Source organism: Pseudoxanthomonas sp. USHLN014, from assembly GCF_037153335.1.
Classification (GTDB): domain Bacteria; phylum Pseudomonadota; class Gammaproteobacteria; order Xanthomonadales; family Xanthomonadaceae; genus Pseudoxanthomonas_A; species Pseudoxanthomonas_A winnipegensis.
Genome location: NZ_JBBCKO010000013.1, coordinates 32,255 through 45,789 on the forward strand (window position 1 = coordinate 32,255; position 13,535 = coordinate 45,789).

A 13,535-nucleotide genomic window follows, 5' to 3' on the forward strand; every position below is an offset into this window, starting at 1 on the left:
GAACTGTCGCACCGGCCCCGGAGGGAGGCTGGCCCCGCCACGCCCCCGCGCCCAACGCCTCCCGCCCGCCATGACCGACGCTGCCTCCGATTCCCCCGACCAGGAACTGGCCCGCCTGGGCTACCGACCCGAGCTGCGCCGCAGGCTCGGCCTGGGCGATCTGCTGGTCTATGGCCTGGTGTGCATGGTGCCGACCGCGCCGTTCGCCATCTTCGGCGGGGTGTTCGACGTCAGCCACGGCATGGTGCCGCTGGTGTACCTGGTGGGCTTCGGCGCGATGCTGTTCACCGCGCTGAGCTACCAGCAGATGGCGCAGGCCTTCCCGGTCGCCGGATCGGTCTACGCCTACGTGGGCCGCGGCCTGCACGAGAGCGTCGGCTTCCTGGCCGGCTGGGCGATCCTGCTGGACTACCTGCTCATCCCCACCCTGCTCTACGTGATCGGCGCCAACGCCATGGCCAGCGTGTGGCCGGGCATCCCGCAACATGCGTGGATCGTGTTCTTCGTCGTGCTCAACACGGCGGTGAATCTGCGCGGCGTGGAGACCACCGCGCGCGCCAACCTGGTGTTCCTGGGCGTGCAGCTGGTGGTGCTGGCGGTGTTCGCCGTGCTGGCGGCGCTGGCGATCCAGCGTGGCGCCTACGGGGCGCACTGGAGCCTGCGCCCGCTGTACGACCCGACCGCCTTCTCGCTGCCGATGCTGTTCGGCGCGCTGTCGATGGCGGTGCTGTCCTTCCTCGGCTTCGATGCGATCTCCACTCTGACCGAGGAGAGCCGCGGCGGCGCACGCGCGGTCGGTCGCGCGACCGTAGTGTCATTGGCACTGGTGGCGGCGCTGTTCGTGCTGCAGACCTGGCTGGCGGCGCTGCTGCTGCCCGAGCTGCGCCGCTTCCCCGACGAGGCGGCCTCCAACAACGCCTTCTTCGAGGTCGGCCGGCGCGTGGCCGGGCCGTGGATGCAGATCGTGATCGCACTGACCGTGGCGGTCGGCGCGGCGCTGGCCAACGCGCTGGTCTCGCAGGCGGCGACCTCGCGGCTGCTGTTCGCGATGGCGCGCGACGGCCAGCTGCCGCGCTTCCTGCGCAAGGTGCATGCAGGCAGCGGCGTGCCGCGCCGGGCGATCCTGCTGGTGGCGGGTCTGAGCCTGGTGCTGGGGCTGCTGTTCCTGGGCAAGATCGCGCTGCTGGCCACGGTGTGCAACTTCGGCGCGCTGACGGCCTTCGCGCTGCTGCACGTGGCGGTGGCCTGGCATTTCCGCCGCTCCGGGCGCTGGCTGATGCATGGGGTGGTGCCGCTGGTGGGCGGGCTGATCCTGCTGTACGTGCTCTACAACGCCGATCGCCTGGCGCAGATCGGCGGCCTGGCCTGGCTGGCGGCCGGCGCGGTGGTGGCGCTGGTGCTGCGCCGGCGCGGGCGTTCGCTGCAGCTGGCCCTGGACCAGGCCTCGCCGCCGGCGCCTTGAAGCGCTGCGGCGCAGCGTCGTGGCCGGGACCGACGCGCTAGAGTGGGTCCCCAACGCATCACATGACGTACCGCATGGACCGCCCGATCCGCGATTACTTCGAACACGTCCGCACGCTCGACTTCGTGCCGGCGCCCGGGCCGCGCAACGCCTGGCAGACCTGCATCGGCGCGCACCTGGGCGCGCAGCGCGAGGCGCTGTGCTGGATCGACACCCAGCGCGTGGTGCGGCGCTACACCTTCGAACAGCTCGACACCTGGTCGGCCCAGTTCGCCCAGCTCCTGCGCGCACGCGGAATCGGGCCGGGCGCGGTGGTGGCCGGGCTGCTGCCGCGGCGGCTGGAGCTGCTGGTCGTGGTACTGGGCACCTGGCGCGCGGGCGCGGTGTACCAGCCGCTGTTCACCGCCTTCGGCCCCAAGGCGCTGGAACACCGGCTGGCGGCCAGCGGCGCGGCGCTGGTGGTGTGCTCGGCCGAGCAGCGCCCCAAGCTGGACGAGGTCGCCGCCGCGCCGCCGATCCTGACCCTGGGCAGCGACGATGGCGAGGACTTCTGGGCCGCGCTGGAAGGCCAGCCGCAGGCCTTCGACCCCGTGCCGCGGCGGCGCGAGGACCCGTGCATGATCATGTTCACCTCCGGCACCACCGGGGCGGCCAAGGCGCTGCGCGTGCCGCTGCACGCGCTCGATGCCATCGCCACCTACATGCGCGACGCGGTGGACCTGCGGCCGGACGATGTGCTGTGGAACATCGCCGACCCGGGCTGGGCCTACGGGCTGTACTACGGCATCGCCGGGCCGCTGGCGCTCGGGCATTCGGTGACCTTCCACGAAGGCCCGTTCACCGTGGACAGCTGTTACCGCACCATCGCCGAGCTGGGCGTGACCAATCTGATGGGGGCGCCCACCGCCTACCGCATGCTGATGGCCGCCGGCGACGCCGCGGCCGCGCCGGTCAAGGGCCGGCTGCGCGTGGTCAGCAGCGCCGGCGAGCCGCTCAACCCCGAGGTGATCCGCTGGTTCGACCAGGCGCTGGGCACGGTCATCCACGACCATTACGGCCAGACCGAGACCGGCATGACCCTGTGCAACCACCACGCGCTGGCCCATCCGGTGCAGCCGGGCAGCGCCGGCTTTCCCCTGCCGGGATATCGGCTGGACGTGCTGAGCGACGACGGCCAGCCGCAGCCGGTCGGCGTGCCGGGGATGCTGGCCGTGCATGTCGACGATTCGCCCGCGCTGTTCTTCCGCGGCTACGAGAACACCGAAACGCAGCCGTTCAAGGATGGCTGGTACCTCACCGGAGATACGGTCGAGCGCAACGCCGATGGGTCCATCGCCTTCGTCGGCCGCAGCGACGATGTGATCACCTCCAGCGGCTATCGCATCGGTCCGTTCGACGTGGAGAGCTGCCTGCTCGAACATCCCGACGTGGTCGAGGCCGCCGCGGTCGGCAAGCCGGATCCGGAGCGGTTCGAACGGGTCAAGGCCTATGTGGTGCTGCGCCCCGGCGTGGCCGGCGACGAGGCGCTGGCGGCCGCGCTGGCCCAGCACGTCAAGACCCGGCTGTCGGCCCACGCCTACCCGCGCGAGATCGCCTTCGTCGACGAGCTGCCCAAGACGCCCAGCGGCAAGATCCAGCGCTTCCTGCTGCGCAACCAAGCCCGCGCCGAAGCCGAAACGGCACCAGCGGCCTAAGCCGCCCTCAAACGCCCGACGCCCCCTCTACCGTCGTTCCCGCGAACGCGGGAACCCATGGACGTCAACGCGCACAACCAAATGCAGACGTGGCCCTACACCCCCGCGACAACACAGCGCCCCATCCGTCCGCAAACCTCGCAACAATCCCGAATCCCGAATCCCTAATCCCCCACCACCGGCACCGGCGTCAACGGCACCTTCTCGCCGCAGGCCAGGCACTTGCGATAGTGCTGGCCGTGCTTGTGGCGCGGCCGCGAGAGCAGCCCGCCGCAGGGGCAGCGCCCCTGCTCCATCCCGCGCAGCCACAGGTACAGGCGCCAGCTGGCCAGCGACGCCCACACCAGCCCGAGCGCGACACCGGTGAGGGCCAGCAGCGAGCCGACCCGTCGCGCCGCGGCGGCGCCGATCAGCGCCTCCTGGTGTTCGACCACGAACGACAGCACCCAGCCGGCGGCCACCAGCACCGGCGCCGGTGCGTACAGCCGCGCCACCATCCGCGAAAACCGCCTCATCCCCGCCCCCTGTCCGTGCGCCGCCAGCGGCGCTGCCGCCGCAATCTACCCGCTCACATGTGCATGCCGTGCATGTCGTCCGCAGGCCCCGCCGCGTCGATCGGGCGCACCTGCAACCTGACCGTCTGCGGGGGCGCGTGGGCGAAGCGCAGGACCAGCTCGATCGTCTGGCCGGCGACCAGCGGCTGCCTGGGCCCGATCAGCATCAGGTGCGCGCCCGAGGGCGCCAGCGCCACCGTCGCACCGGCCGGCACGTCCAGCCCCTCGAGACGGCGCATGCGCATCACGCCGCCGTCCATGCGGCTCTCGTGGAGCTCCACCCGCGTCGCCGCCGGCGAGCTCACCGACACCAGCCGGTCGGCCTGCGCCCCGCTGTTGACCAGGGTCAGATAGCCCGCCGCGCTGGGCGCCTGCGGCGGGGTGGCGCGCGTCCAGGCCGCGCGCACCTGGATGCCTGAGCCCGCCGTGGCCGCCTGCGCCAGCGCGGACAGCAGCAGCATTGCCGCGGTGATGATGATCTTGCCCATAAGCCTTGCCCTCTCCTTCAAGGTTGAACGACGTCTTGCCCGTTGCCAACGCGCCGGCCGCCGCCGGCTGTTATCTCATGCGCGCCGCGCCCGTTGGCGAGGCTGCACCCATCCCAGGTCCACGGCGAGCATCACCAGCCACGAGACGCCCACCAGCGGGAACAGCACCCCGCCCACCGCCAGCATGCCCGCCACGACCTTCAGCGTCCGCGGCTGCGCCGGCAGCGGCGGCACACCCAGCCCGCCGCGCGGACGCCGCTTCCACCACATCACCGCGGCGCTGATGCACAGCACCAGCGTGCAGGCGCAGGCCAGCACCAGCAGCACCCGGTTGGTGCTGCCGAACTCGTCGCCCATGTGCACGTTGATGCCCCATTCCAGCGCCTTGGCCGCCGGGCCGTAGTCGGCATAGCGCATGTCGAGCAGGGTTCGCCCGCTGTACTGGTCCAGGTGGATCACGCGCTGCTGGTCCAGCACGCCGTTGTAGAGCGAGGCGGTATAGACCCCGCGCGCGCCCTGCGGCATCGACACGCTGTAGCCGGCGCCGATGCCGCGCGCGTCGAACGCCGCCACGGCGCGATCCAGCCCGATCGCGCCTGGCTGCGCCGCACTCGCATGGCCCGCCCCATGCCCGGCGTGCTCCATGCCGGGCATGTCGGCCATGGCCGCGTGCGCGGCCGACTGCGGCACGCGTGCCTGCTGCAGCGACCAGGCCTGGTCGGCCGTGTCGGCCACGCGCGCCTGCGACATCGGCAGCTGCACACGCAGGCCGGCGGGATAGCCGAAGTTGTGGCCGTTGACCAACTTGTTGACCTGCGCCCCCCACAGCCATGACCAGGGCATGCCCGACATGGCCAGGAACAGCACCGCCGCGCCCGCGCCGATGCCGACCACCGCATGCAGATCGCGCCAGAACAGGCGCTGCGACGGCCTGCCACGCACGGTGATCACGCCGCCCAGCGTGCGCCCCCGCTGAGGGATGGGCGCGCGCTTGCTGGGGATCCGCACGGTGCCGCGCGGCCACCACAGGTAGACACCGGTCAGCACCAGCACGATGGCCCAGCCCGCGGCCAGCTCCACCAGCGCACGCGCCCAGTCGCCGAGCAGGTCCAGGCTGTGCAGGCGACGCAGCGTCCAGCCAAACGTGCCGCGATCGGCCAGGCTGCCCAGCACGCGCGCGTGCACCGGATCCACATACACCACCCGGCGCGCGCCGTCCGGGGCCACGATGCCGACCTCCGCCGAGGCATCGGCGGCCGCCGGGGTGGTGTAGCGGAACACCTGCCCCGGCTGCGCGGCCAGGGCCGCCTGCACGATGCGCTGCGGCGTGGCCGGGCGCTCGCCGGGCGCGGCGGGCGCAACCACCAGCAGCTGGTGATGCACCAGCCGATCCAGCGGCCGGTGATAAACGAAGCCGGCCCCGGTCACGGCCAGCCAGGCCAGCAGCGGCAGCACCAGCAGCCCGGCATAGAAGTGCCATCGCCAGATCGCGCGATACAGCGCGCCGGCATTCGTCGCGGAGGCCTGCGCGGCGGCGGCGGCGGCGGCGGCGGCCATCAGAAGCTCCAGTTCCAGCTGGCGTACAGCCCGCGCCCGTCGCCGGGCGAGAACCCGTACACGCCGCTGTCGTACCAGGCGTAGACGTAGAAGCGATCGGTGAGGTTCTTCAGCTGCAGCGAGACCTCGTTGCGCGCATCCAGCGTCCAGCTGGCACCGAGGTTGGCCAGCGCGTAGCCGCCATAGCGCCCGAGCGTGTTGGTGCGCTCGAGGTGGTAGTCGCCCTGGCCGTTGCCCCAGCCGCTGAGCCTGAGCCGGTCGCTGACCTGCCAATCGACGCCGGCCGAGGCCAGCCAGTGCGGCACGTTCTCGATGTCGCGCCCCTCGGTCTGCAGCGCGCCGGGCGCGGCGCGCGCCACCGTCGCGCGTTGCCGCGAATAGGCCAGCCACGCGTTCCAGCGCGCGTCCGGCTGCAGATTGACCTGCGCATCCCAGCCGCGGCGGAAGGTGCGCCCGACATTGACCACGTCGCTGCCGGTCCCGGTCGCGCCCAGCACCGTGGCCACCTCGCCGTCGGCGCGCTGCTCCCAATAGGCCACCCGTCCGCTCAGCCACGCGGCCGGCACGAACTTCAGGCCCGCCTCCCAGCCGGTGTTGATGGACGGCCCCAGGTCGTGGACCGTGGTGCGATAGGCGCCGTCGCCGGCGCCGATCTGGAAGCTGCGCCCCCAGTTGGCATAGGCGGTCCAGGCCGCGCCCAGCGCGTAGGAGGCGCTGAGCTTGGGCTGGCGGATCGTGCCATAGCCATAGGCGTCGTAGCGCCGCCCGGTGAGGCGATCGTCCAGGTGTCCGTCGACCCGGTCGATGCGATACGCCGGCACCAGCTGCAGGCCCTCCAGCGGCTGCAGCACGGCCTGTACGTAGGCGCCGTGGGTCTGCAGCGTGTAGTCCCAGTCGCGCGTGCGCGCCAGGCGCTGGCGCGCGGCGGTGCGCCAGCGCCGCGCGGTGTTGTCCTGCCACTGCGCGTCCACGCCGGTCTCCACGGCCAGCACGCGGCTCGGCGTCCAGGTGGCGGTGGCGATGGCGCCGCGCTGGGTCTCGTCGTTGTCGCGCTCCTGCTGACTGCCGGCCTGGGAGAAGCGCACGTAGCGCGCATTGGTGTAGCGGTTGACGTAGGCCTTGCCGCTCCAGGTCCAGTCGCTGCCGATCAGGCCATCCAGATGCAGCGCGGTCTGCGTGGTCTGCCGCTCGCCGGCGTCGGCCGCCGCATAGGCCACCGTATCGCGTGGCGCGGCACGCGCCTGCAGGTAGGTGGGGAAATACCCGGGCTCCTGCGCCTGGTTGTGGTAATAGCGCGTGCTCAGCAGCGCGCTCCAGTCGCCCTCGGGCGCGTTGAAGCCCCACTTGCCGGCGAAGTTGCGCTTGATCGCCTTGGCATGGTCGCGATACCCCTCCGAGTCGCGCCAGCCCAGGAAGTAGTTCTGCGTCCATGGCCCGCTCTCGAAGCCCTTGGACAGCTGCACCTCGCGCGTGCCGAAGCTGCCGGCAGTGACGCTCAGATGCCCTTCGTCGCCGCCCACGCGCGTGACCAGGTTCACGTCGCCGGCGATGGCGTTGAGCCCGTAGCGCGCATCGTTGGTGCCGCGCACGACTTCGATGGCGGCGATGTCGCCGGACATCACCGAGTCCAGGTAAGGCATGGCCCCGGCGTTGTCGTTGCTGGGAATGCCGTCGATCAGCAGCTTGACCGCGTTGATGCGCCCTTCGCCGTTGAACCCGCGGAAGGAGAACCGGCCCGCCTCGGTGCCCATGCGGAACGGCGTCAGCTGCATGCCCGGCACCTTGGCGAACAGCTCCCAGCTGTTGTCCACGTGCTGGTCCTGGACCTGATCGGCGCCGATCACATCGACCGAACTCAGCACCTTGCGCGCGGGCAAGGCGCCACGCTTGGCGCCCTGGGCGTGGACCTTGCCCAGGGTCAGCACGGCATCGCGCTCATCGGCGCCGGAGGTCTGCGCGACGGCAACCGGCACGTACAACGCACAGGCCGTCAGCGCCCAGCCGACGATCCTGGTCAGAGGTGGAGAACAACACGTCATCTTCGATCCCTTTCGATTCATGCGGTGCGGGCGCGATGCCCGGCACCGGTGACGCGCGCCGCACGGGCGGCCGCGCGTTGCTCAGTACTTGAAGCCCAGCCGCACCCAGGCGGTGCGACCGGGCTCGTGGATGCGCACCGGATCGGCGGGGAAGCCGAAGTCCGCGCTGCCGGATAGGTTCAGGTGCTCGGCGTAGTCGCGGTCGAACACGTTGTCCACGCCGGCGGTGAGCTGCCAGGCATCGCTGAGCCGGTAGCCGGCGTTGAGCGCGAAGGTGGCAAAGCCCGCGCTCGGCCCCAGGTCGCGGCCGACGACATTGCCCTGGCCCACGCTGACCCGGTCCTGGCGGGCGACCGCGCGCAGCAGCGCGCCGGCCGACCAGCGCCGGCCTTCCCAGGAGGCGGTCACACGCGCTTCCAGCGGCGGCATCTGCGGTAGCGCGCGGCCGTCGCTGCGGTTCGCACCCCAGGCCCAGGCCAGGCTGCCGCCGAGCTTCCAGCCGTCGGCCGGGCGCAGTTCGAGGCCGGCCTCGGCGCCATGGATATCGGCGTCGACGTTGCCCACCTGCGAGCTGAGACCCATCATCCCGCCCGCGCTGTAGGTGAACAGCAGATAGTCGTCGATGCGGCCCACATAGGCCGAGACCCAGGCATCCACGCGCGCGCTCTTGTACTGCGCGCCGATGTCCAGCTGGGTGGTCTTCTCGGGCCGCAGCGCGGCGAAGGCGTTGACCGCGCCCACCGGCCCGCGGTCGGCGGAGAACAGTTCCCAGTAGTCGGGCATGCGCTCCACATGGCCCAGGCCGGCATACCAGGTCAGCGGCAGATCGCCCGCATCGGCCTCGAAGCGGGCGAAGCCCGAGGTCAGCGTCTGCCGACGGATCTGGCCGAAGGTCGGGTTGGGCATCGCAGCGCCCATGCCCATCCCGGACCCCATGCCATCGTCCATCGCCATGCCGCTGGCCTGCGCGCGCAGATCCTTCACCGACGCCCGGTCCAGGCGCGCGCCGACGATCACCCGCTGCGTCTTGGCCAGATGCAGGGTCAGTTCGGAGAACACGCCCTGGTTGCCCAGATTGGCATCGCGCTGCCAGGGCTCATACGGCATGCGGTCCATCGCATTGCGGCTGCGGTGGCGGCTGGCCTGCCAGTCCACGCCGGCCGTCAGTCCCGCGTGGTCCCAGGCCCATTCCGAGGCGATCCGACCGCCGCTGGTGCGGCGATCGACGTTGGCCGCCATCGGCATCGGCATGGCCGAGTCGGGGTTGGGCGCGCGCAGGCTGTAGTTGTCCATGATGTGGTCGGCATCGTTGGCGTAGACGCTGGCCTTGATCGACTCCCAGGCGCCGGGCAGGCCGGTCTGCTCGAAGCGTGCGCCAACGCTGGTGCGGCGGAACTGGCGCCCGTCCATGCCGCGCCCGGCATAGCGCGCCAGGCCATCGCCGACGCCGGCGTTGACCTCCAGCACCGTGTCGGGATCGGGCGTCCAGCCGATGGCCGCATCGGTGTTCCACTTGCGCCACTTCGAGGGCACCACATCGCCGGCGCCGTCCTTGTAGTCGTCCGACTCCGAACGGCTGGCGGTCACCCGCGCATAGCCGTGCGTGTCGCCGCCGGTCACGGCCAGGTTCTGGTCGTTGCGACTGCGCGAGCCGCCCAGCGCGCTGCCCTGCGCCTGCAGCGTGGGCCGTTCGAAATGCGGCGTGTCGCGCTCGAAGCGCACCGTGCCGGCCGAGGCGCCCGGCCCCCACAGCACGGTTTGCGGGCCCTTGACGATGGTGAGGCGGTCGTAGGTCTCAGGCGAGACATAGCTCAGCGGGTTGTCCATGCGCGCCGGGCAGGCGCCGGGCATGGCGCCGTCGTTGGTCAGCACGTTCAGGCGCGAACCGAACATCCCGCGCAGCACTGGGTCGCCATTGGTGCCGCCGTTGCGGATGGCGGTGAAGCCGGGAATGGTCTTGAGGTAATCGGCGCCATCGCTGGCCGGCACCGGCTGGCGCGGCAGCCGCGGATCGGTGGTCCAGGTCAGCGGCGTGGACGGCCGCACGGCGGTGACCACCAGCGGCGCGAAGGTGTGGGCGTCGTCGGCCGGATCGACATCGGCGGCGAACACGCATGGGGACGACAGGACGCACGCGAGCGCGCATGCCAGGCGCGACGGCACGGCCGTCGCGGGGCGGAAAACAGACATCGGGACACTCCAGCACAGCACACGGGTCGACGCCCGCGCAGGCGAGCGCCCGCGCGGATCGGTGGGATCAGGCGACCAGGGTGTGCGGAGGTCCGCGTGCGGCGTGGGCCGGCCAGGGCAGCGCCTGGCGCGGCGTGGCCCGGTGTTCGGGCAGCAGCGAGGGCGCCGCCTGCAGCAGCGGCAGCAACAGCAGGATCAGGACGAAGGGCAGCAGCCGCGCGGCCAGCAGGCAGTAGTCGCAGGCCATGCCCTCGTGGTGGTCGGCGGGCATGCCGTCGGGCGCGGCGTGGCCCATGCCGGCCATGTCCATCGCCAGGTTCGGCGCGTGGTCGCCGTGGCCCGCGGCCTGCGGCGCGGCGGCGCCCAGATCGACCAGGCGCATGCCGCCGCTGGTGCATAGCGCGGTCAGGACGCGCAGCGGCTCGGCCGGGCCGTGCCACTGCAGCCAGCGGCTGACCACCGGCGCCACGACCATCAGCAGCGCGCCCAGCAGGGCGAGCCGATGCATCAGTCCCAGGAAGCGGCGGTGGCGCAGCATGGCGGCAGTCTAGAGCCTCCGGCCGGCAAGTGCGAAGCCGGCGGCCACGCGCCAACGCGGCCGTGTAAGAACCTTCACGGCCCAGACCGAGGCGCGCCCTACTCTGTCCGCCCCGTTGCGGCCGTCCGCCGCGGCGCAGCGCCTCCGCCAGGAAGCTTCTCTTCGCATGTCAGCCGTCAGTCCGCCCCCGCGCGCCACGCCGCCCCTGGAGTGCGCCGCGTCGACCGCGCCGCGCGCCGTCAACGAGACGCTGCGGCTGGAGACGCTGCACGCCTACGCGATCCTCGATACACCGCGCGAGGCCGCCTTCGACGACATCACGAACCTGGCCGCGCTGATCTGCAATGCGCCGATGGCGCTGATCAGCTTGGTCGATGCCGACCGCCAGTGGTTCAAGAGCGAAGTCGGCATGGGCGCGCAGCAGACCCCGCTGCACTCGTCCATCTGCGCCCACGCGATCCTGGAGGACGAGGTGCTGGTGGTCGAGGACACGCTGGCCGAGCCGCGCTTCGCCTGCAACCCGCTGGTCAGCGGCGAGCCGTACCTGCGCTTCTACGCCGGCGCGGTGCTGCGCAGCCCCGACGGCCTGCCGCTGGGCTCGCTGTGCGTGCTCGACACCTTGCCGCGCAGCATCAGCCCGCAACAGCTCGACGCCCTGCAGGCCCTGGCGCGCCAGACCATGGCCCTGATGGAACTGCGCCGCACCCTGGCCATGGCGCAGGAAGCCAACCATTACCGCGCGCGGCTGATGGCCATCGCCGGCCACGACCTCAAGACGCCGCTGCGCAGCGCCGGCTATGCGCTGGAGAAGCTGCGCCGCACCCTGCCCAGCGACGCCCCCACCCTGCCGGCGCTGGACGACGCGCGCGTCTCGCTGGGGCAGATCAGCCGCGGCTTCGACCAGCTGGCCAGCCTGGCGATCGCCGGCGGCGATGAGGTCCGCCCCGACCTGATCGACCTGCCCCTGCAGGACGTGCTCGACGACATCCTGGCCACCTGGCGTCGTCCGGCGCAGCAGCGCGGTCTGCGCCTGCGCAATGTCCCGACCTCCCTGCGCGTACGCAGCCATCGCACGCTGCTGTCCACGCTGCTGGGCAACCTGCTCGGCAACGCGGTCAAGTACACCGAGAACGGCTCGGTGCTGATCGGCTGCCTCCGCCACGGCGACCAGGTGGCGATCGAGGTGCTCGACACCGGCGTGGGCATGGACGCGCAGGACGCGCGCGAGATCTTCAGCGCCTTCCGCCAGGCCAATCCGCACGGGGAAGGCCTGGGCCTGGGCCTGTGGATCGTCAGTCGCACCGCGCAGACGCTGGGCTATCCGGTGGAAGTGCACACGCGCAAGGGGCGCGGGAGTCGCTTTCGGGTGGTGGTGCCGCTGGCCTGAGCCGGCCTGGCGGACAGCAACGCGCCGGATCAGCGGCGCGTTGGGGTCGATCCCTGAAGGGGCATCAGGCTTCGGCGGTGGTCGGATCGATCACCGTGCGCACCTGGACAACCGAATTGGCCGGAAATCCTCCCTTGGCCGCATGCTCTCGCACGCTGGCCTCGTCCGGCGCGATATAGACGCAATAGATCTTGTCGTCGGTGACATAGCTGTGCAGCCACTGGATCTGCGGCCCCATCCCGTGCAGCACGCTGCAGGAGTGCTGGGAAATGCCGTTGAGTTCGGCGGGCGTCAGCTTCCCCGCGCCGGGGATGTCACGTTCGATCACGTACTTGGGCACGATGGCCTCCTCGAAAGACGTTGCATGGACGCGGGGGAGGCGGATCGTAGCGCGCACGGTTTTACAGGGCGTGACGCGGCGCAACAGCAAGGGGACTTTCGCCTGGATCCCGCAGGCGCGGGAATGACGACTTCGAGATCGGTCTGGTCGCTCGCGCCTGCGTTCATCCTGGCGCTCGCTGACGCGGACCCTCAACTCGTGATGGTCTGGGTCAACGCTTCCCACGTCGGCGGCACCGGCCAGTCCGGCTCGCGGTTGCCATCCATCACCTGCCGCAGGTCGCGCTTGTCGATCTGCGGCGCCAGCACGTGCACCAGATCCAGCGCGTAATCGCGCAGCACCCGCTCGCGCGGCAGCACCGCCCAGGCGATGCACTCGCTGATCTCCGCCGGCGCCGGCCAGGCGCGCAGGTCGGCGTCGCCGGCATTGACCGCCATCTCGGCCAGCAGGCCCACGCCCATGCCGGTGCGCACGTAGGTCTTGATCAGGTCCGCATCCAGTGCGGTGAGCGCGATGTTGGGCTCCAGGCCGGCGTGCACGAAGGCGCGCTGCAGGGAGGAGCCGGGCCGGGTCGAGGACTCGTAGCTGATCAGCGGCTGGCCCGCCAGGGCGGTCAGGTCGGGCGCCGCGCCCTTGCGGTCCAGCGCGTGCCCGCGCGGCACCACCACCAGGCGGCGCCAGCGGTACAGCGGCACGGCCAGGCCGGCCGCGGGCGTGTCGCCGGAGGTGCTGATCACCGCCATGTCGGCATCGCCCTGGCCCAGCAGGTCCAGCGCATCGGCCTCGGCCGCCTGCTGCAGGTGCACGCTGACCTGCGGGTAGGCGCGCTTGATCTGCGCCACCGCGTGCGGCAGCACGAAGCGCGACTGGGTGTGGGTGGTGGCCAGCACCAGCTGGCCCTGGCTCTCGCGGCGCTGGTTGGCCGCGTAGGTGCGGATGTTGTTGGCCTCGGACAGCACGGCGCGGGCGCGCTGGATGACTTCCACGCCGGCCGGGGTCACCGATTCAAGACTGCGGCCCTTGCGCACGAACAGCAGGAAGCCCAGCTCGTCCTCCAGCTGCTTGAGCTGCTTGGACAGGCCGGGCTGGGTCGCGTGCACGCGCGCGGCCGCCAGGGTGATGTTGAAGTCGGCGTCGGCGATGGCGACCAGATAGCGGAGCTGGGTCAGGGTCATCTGCGGAAGGATCGCTGGCGAGGTGCGGCGCGGCCGCTTATGGGGAAAACGAATGTACGTGTTCCGGCCACCACTGCTTATAACGTAGGGTTATCTGAACGCAGCGGCAAG

Annotated in this window: 11 protein-coding genes; 3 read left to right on the plus strand and 8 right to left on the minus strand. The window is 71.5% G+C overall.

All coding sequences use genetic code 11. The annotated features are described in order from the left end of the window. Nucleotides 1–70 precede the first annotated feature (70 nt). The gene (locus tag WFQ05_RS18590; protein ID WP_337054878.1) at nucleotides 71–1,462 is read left to right on the plus strand and encodes an APC family permease; all 1,392 of its coding nucleotides are present in this window, start codon (nucleotides 71–73) and stop codon (nucleotides 1,460–1,462) included. Nucleotides 1,463–1,536: 74 nt separating this feature from the next. Beyond that, nucleotides 1,537–3,156: an AMP-binding protein gene (locus tag WFQ05_RS18595; RefSeq protein ID WP_337054879.1), complete on the plus strand. Its 1,620-nt coding sequence runs from the start codon at nucleotides 1,537–1,539 to the stop codon at nucleotides 3,154–3,156. A 164-nt stretch (nucleotides 3,157–3,320) separates the two neighbouring features. Here WFQ05_RS18595 and WFQ05_RS18600 read toward each other — a convergent pair whose 3' ends face one another. From WFQ05_RS18600 to WFQ05_RS18625, 6 genes are all read right to left on the minus strand, one after another. Continuing rightward, on the minus strand, nucleotides 3,321–3,671 hold the full coding sequence (locus tag WFQ05_RS18600; RefSeq protein ID WP_130533551.1) for a hypothetical protein: 351 nt from the start codon (nucleotides 3,669–3,671) through the stop codon (nucleotides 3,321–3,323). A gap of 53 nt (nucleotides 3,672–3,724) precedes the next feature. Next, nucleotides 3,725–4,198, minus strand: a complete 474-nt coding sequence (locus tag WFQ05_RS18605; RefSeq protein WP_337054880.1) for a copper chaperone PCu(A)C — start codon at nucleotides 4,196–4,198, stop codon at nucleotides 3,725–3,727. 75 nt (nucleotides 4,199–4,273) lie between these two features. After that, the gene (locus WFQ05_RS18610) at nucleotides 4,274–5,755 is read right to left on the minus strand and encodes a PepSY domain-containing protein (protein ID WP_337054882.1); all 1,482 of its coding nucleotides are present in this window, start codon (nucleotides 5,753–5,755) and stop codon (nucleotides 4,274–4,276) included. Beyond that, entirely contained in the window at nucleotides 5,755–7,794 is a 2,040-nt protein-coding gene (locus tag WFQ05_RS18615) for a TonB-dependent receptor (protein ID WP_337054883.1), read from the minus strand. Before WFQ05_RS18615 ends, WFQ05_RS18610 begins: the two co-directional genes overlap by 1 nt. 81 nt (nucleotides 7,795–7,875) lie before the next feature. Then, nucleotides 7,876–9,984 carry a TonB-dependent copper receptor gene (locus WFQ05_RS18620; RefSeq protein ID WP_337054884.1) on the minus strand — a complete coding sequence of 703 codons (2,109 nt, stop codon included), beginning with the start codon at nucleotides 9,982–9,984 and terminating at the stop codon, nucleotides 7,876–7,878. Between the two features lie 67 nt (nucleotides 9,985–10,051). Beyond that, complete coding sequence (locus WFQ05_RS18625) at nucleotides 10,052–10,522, minus strand: DUF2946 family protein (protein ID WP_337054885.1); 471 nt, start codon at nucleotides 10,520–10,522, stop codon at nucleotides 10,052–10,054. A 166-nt stretch (nucleotides 10,523–10,688) separates the two neighbouring features. Here WFQ05_RS18625 and WFQ05_RS18630 point away from each other — a divergent pair, with 166 nt between their 5' ends. After that, complete coding sequence (locus tag WFQ05_RS18630) at nucleotides 10,689–11,909, plus strand: GAF domain-containing sensor histidine kinase (RefSeq protein WP_337054886.1); 1,221 nt, start codon at nucleotides 10,689–10,691, stop codon at nucleotides 11,907–11,909. Nucleotides 11,910–11,973: 64 nt separating this feature from the next. Here the strand turns inward: WFQ05_RS18630 and WFQ05_RS18635 are convergent, their stop codons facing one another. Beyond that, entirely contained in the window at nucleotides 11,974–12,249 is a 276-nt protein-coding gene (locus tag WFQ05_RS18635) for a DUF4242 domain-containing protein (RefSeq protein WP_337054887.1), read from the minus strand. Nucleotides 12,250–12,440: 191 nt separating this feature from the next. After that, complete coding sequence (locus tag WFQ05_RS18640) at nucleotides 12,441–13,424, minus strand: LysR family transcriptional regulator (protein WP_130523274.1); 984 nt, start codon at nucleotides 13,422–13,424, stop codon at nucleotides 12,441–12,443. Between the last annotated feature and the right edge of the window lie 111 nt (nucleotides 13,425–13,535).

Bases quoted from the DNA above. Each gene is read 5' to 3' on its own strand.
- WFQ05_RS18590 (WP_337054878.1), top strand. From the start codon at position 71: ATGACCGACGCTGCCTCCGATTCCCCCGACCAGGAACTGGCCCGCCTG.
- WFQ05_RS18615 (WP_337054883.1), bottom strand. From the start codon at position 7,794: ATGACGTGTTGTTCTCCACCTCTGACCAGGATCGTCGGCTGGGCGCTG.
- WFQ05_RS18605 (WP_337054880.1), bottom strand. From the start codon at position 4,198: ATGGGCAAGATCATCATCACCGCGGCAATGCTGCTGCTGTCCGCGCTG.
- WFQ05_RS18600 (WP_130533551.1), bottom strand. From the start codon at position 3,671: ATGAGGCGGTTTTCGCGGATGGTGGCGCGGCTGTACGCACCGGCGCCG.
- WFQ05_RS18595 (WP_337054879.1), top strand. From the start codon at position 1,537: ATGGACCGCCCGATCCGCGATTACTTCGAACACGTCCGCACGCTCGAC.
- WFQ05_RS18610 (WP_337054882.1), bottom strand. From the start codon at position 5,755: ATGGCCGCCGCCGCCGCCGCCGCCGCCGCGCAGGCCTCCGCGACGAAT.
- WFQ05_RS18620 (WP_337054884.1), bottom strand. From the start codon at position 9,984: ATGTCTGTTTTCCGCCCCGCGACGGCCGTGCCGTCGCGCCTGGCATGC.
- WFQ05_RS18640 (WP_130523274.1), bottom strand. From the start codon at position 13,424: ATGACCCTGACCCAGCTCCGCTATCTGGTCGCCATCGCCGACGCCGAC.
- WFQ05_RS18625 (WP_337054885.1), bottom strand. From the start codon at position 10,522: ATGCTGCGCCACCGCCGCTTCCTGGGACTGATGCATCGGCTCGCCCTG.
- WFQ05_RS18630 (WP_337054886.1), top strand. From the start codon at position 10,689: ATGTCAGCCGTCAGTCCGCCCCCGCGCGCCACGCCGCCCCTGGAGTGC.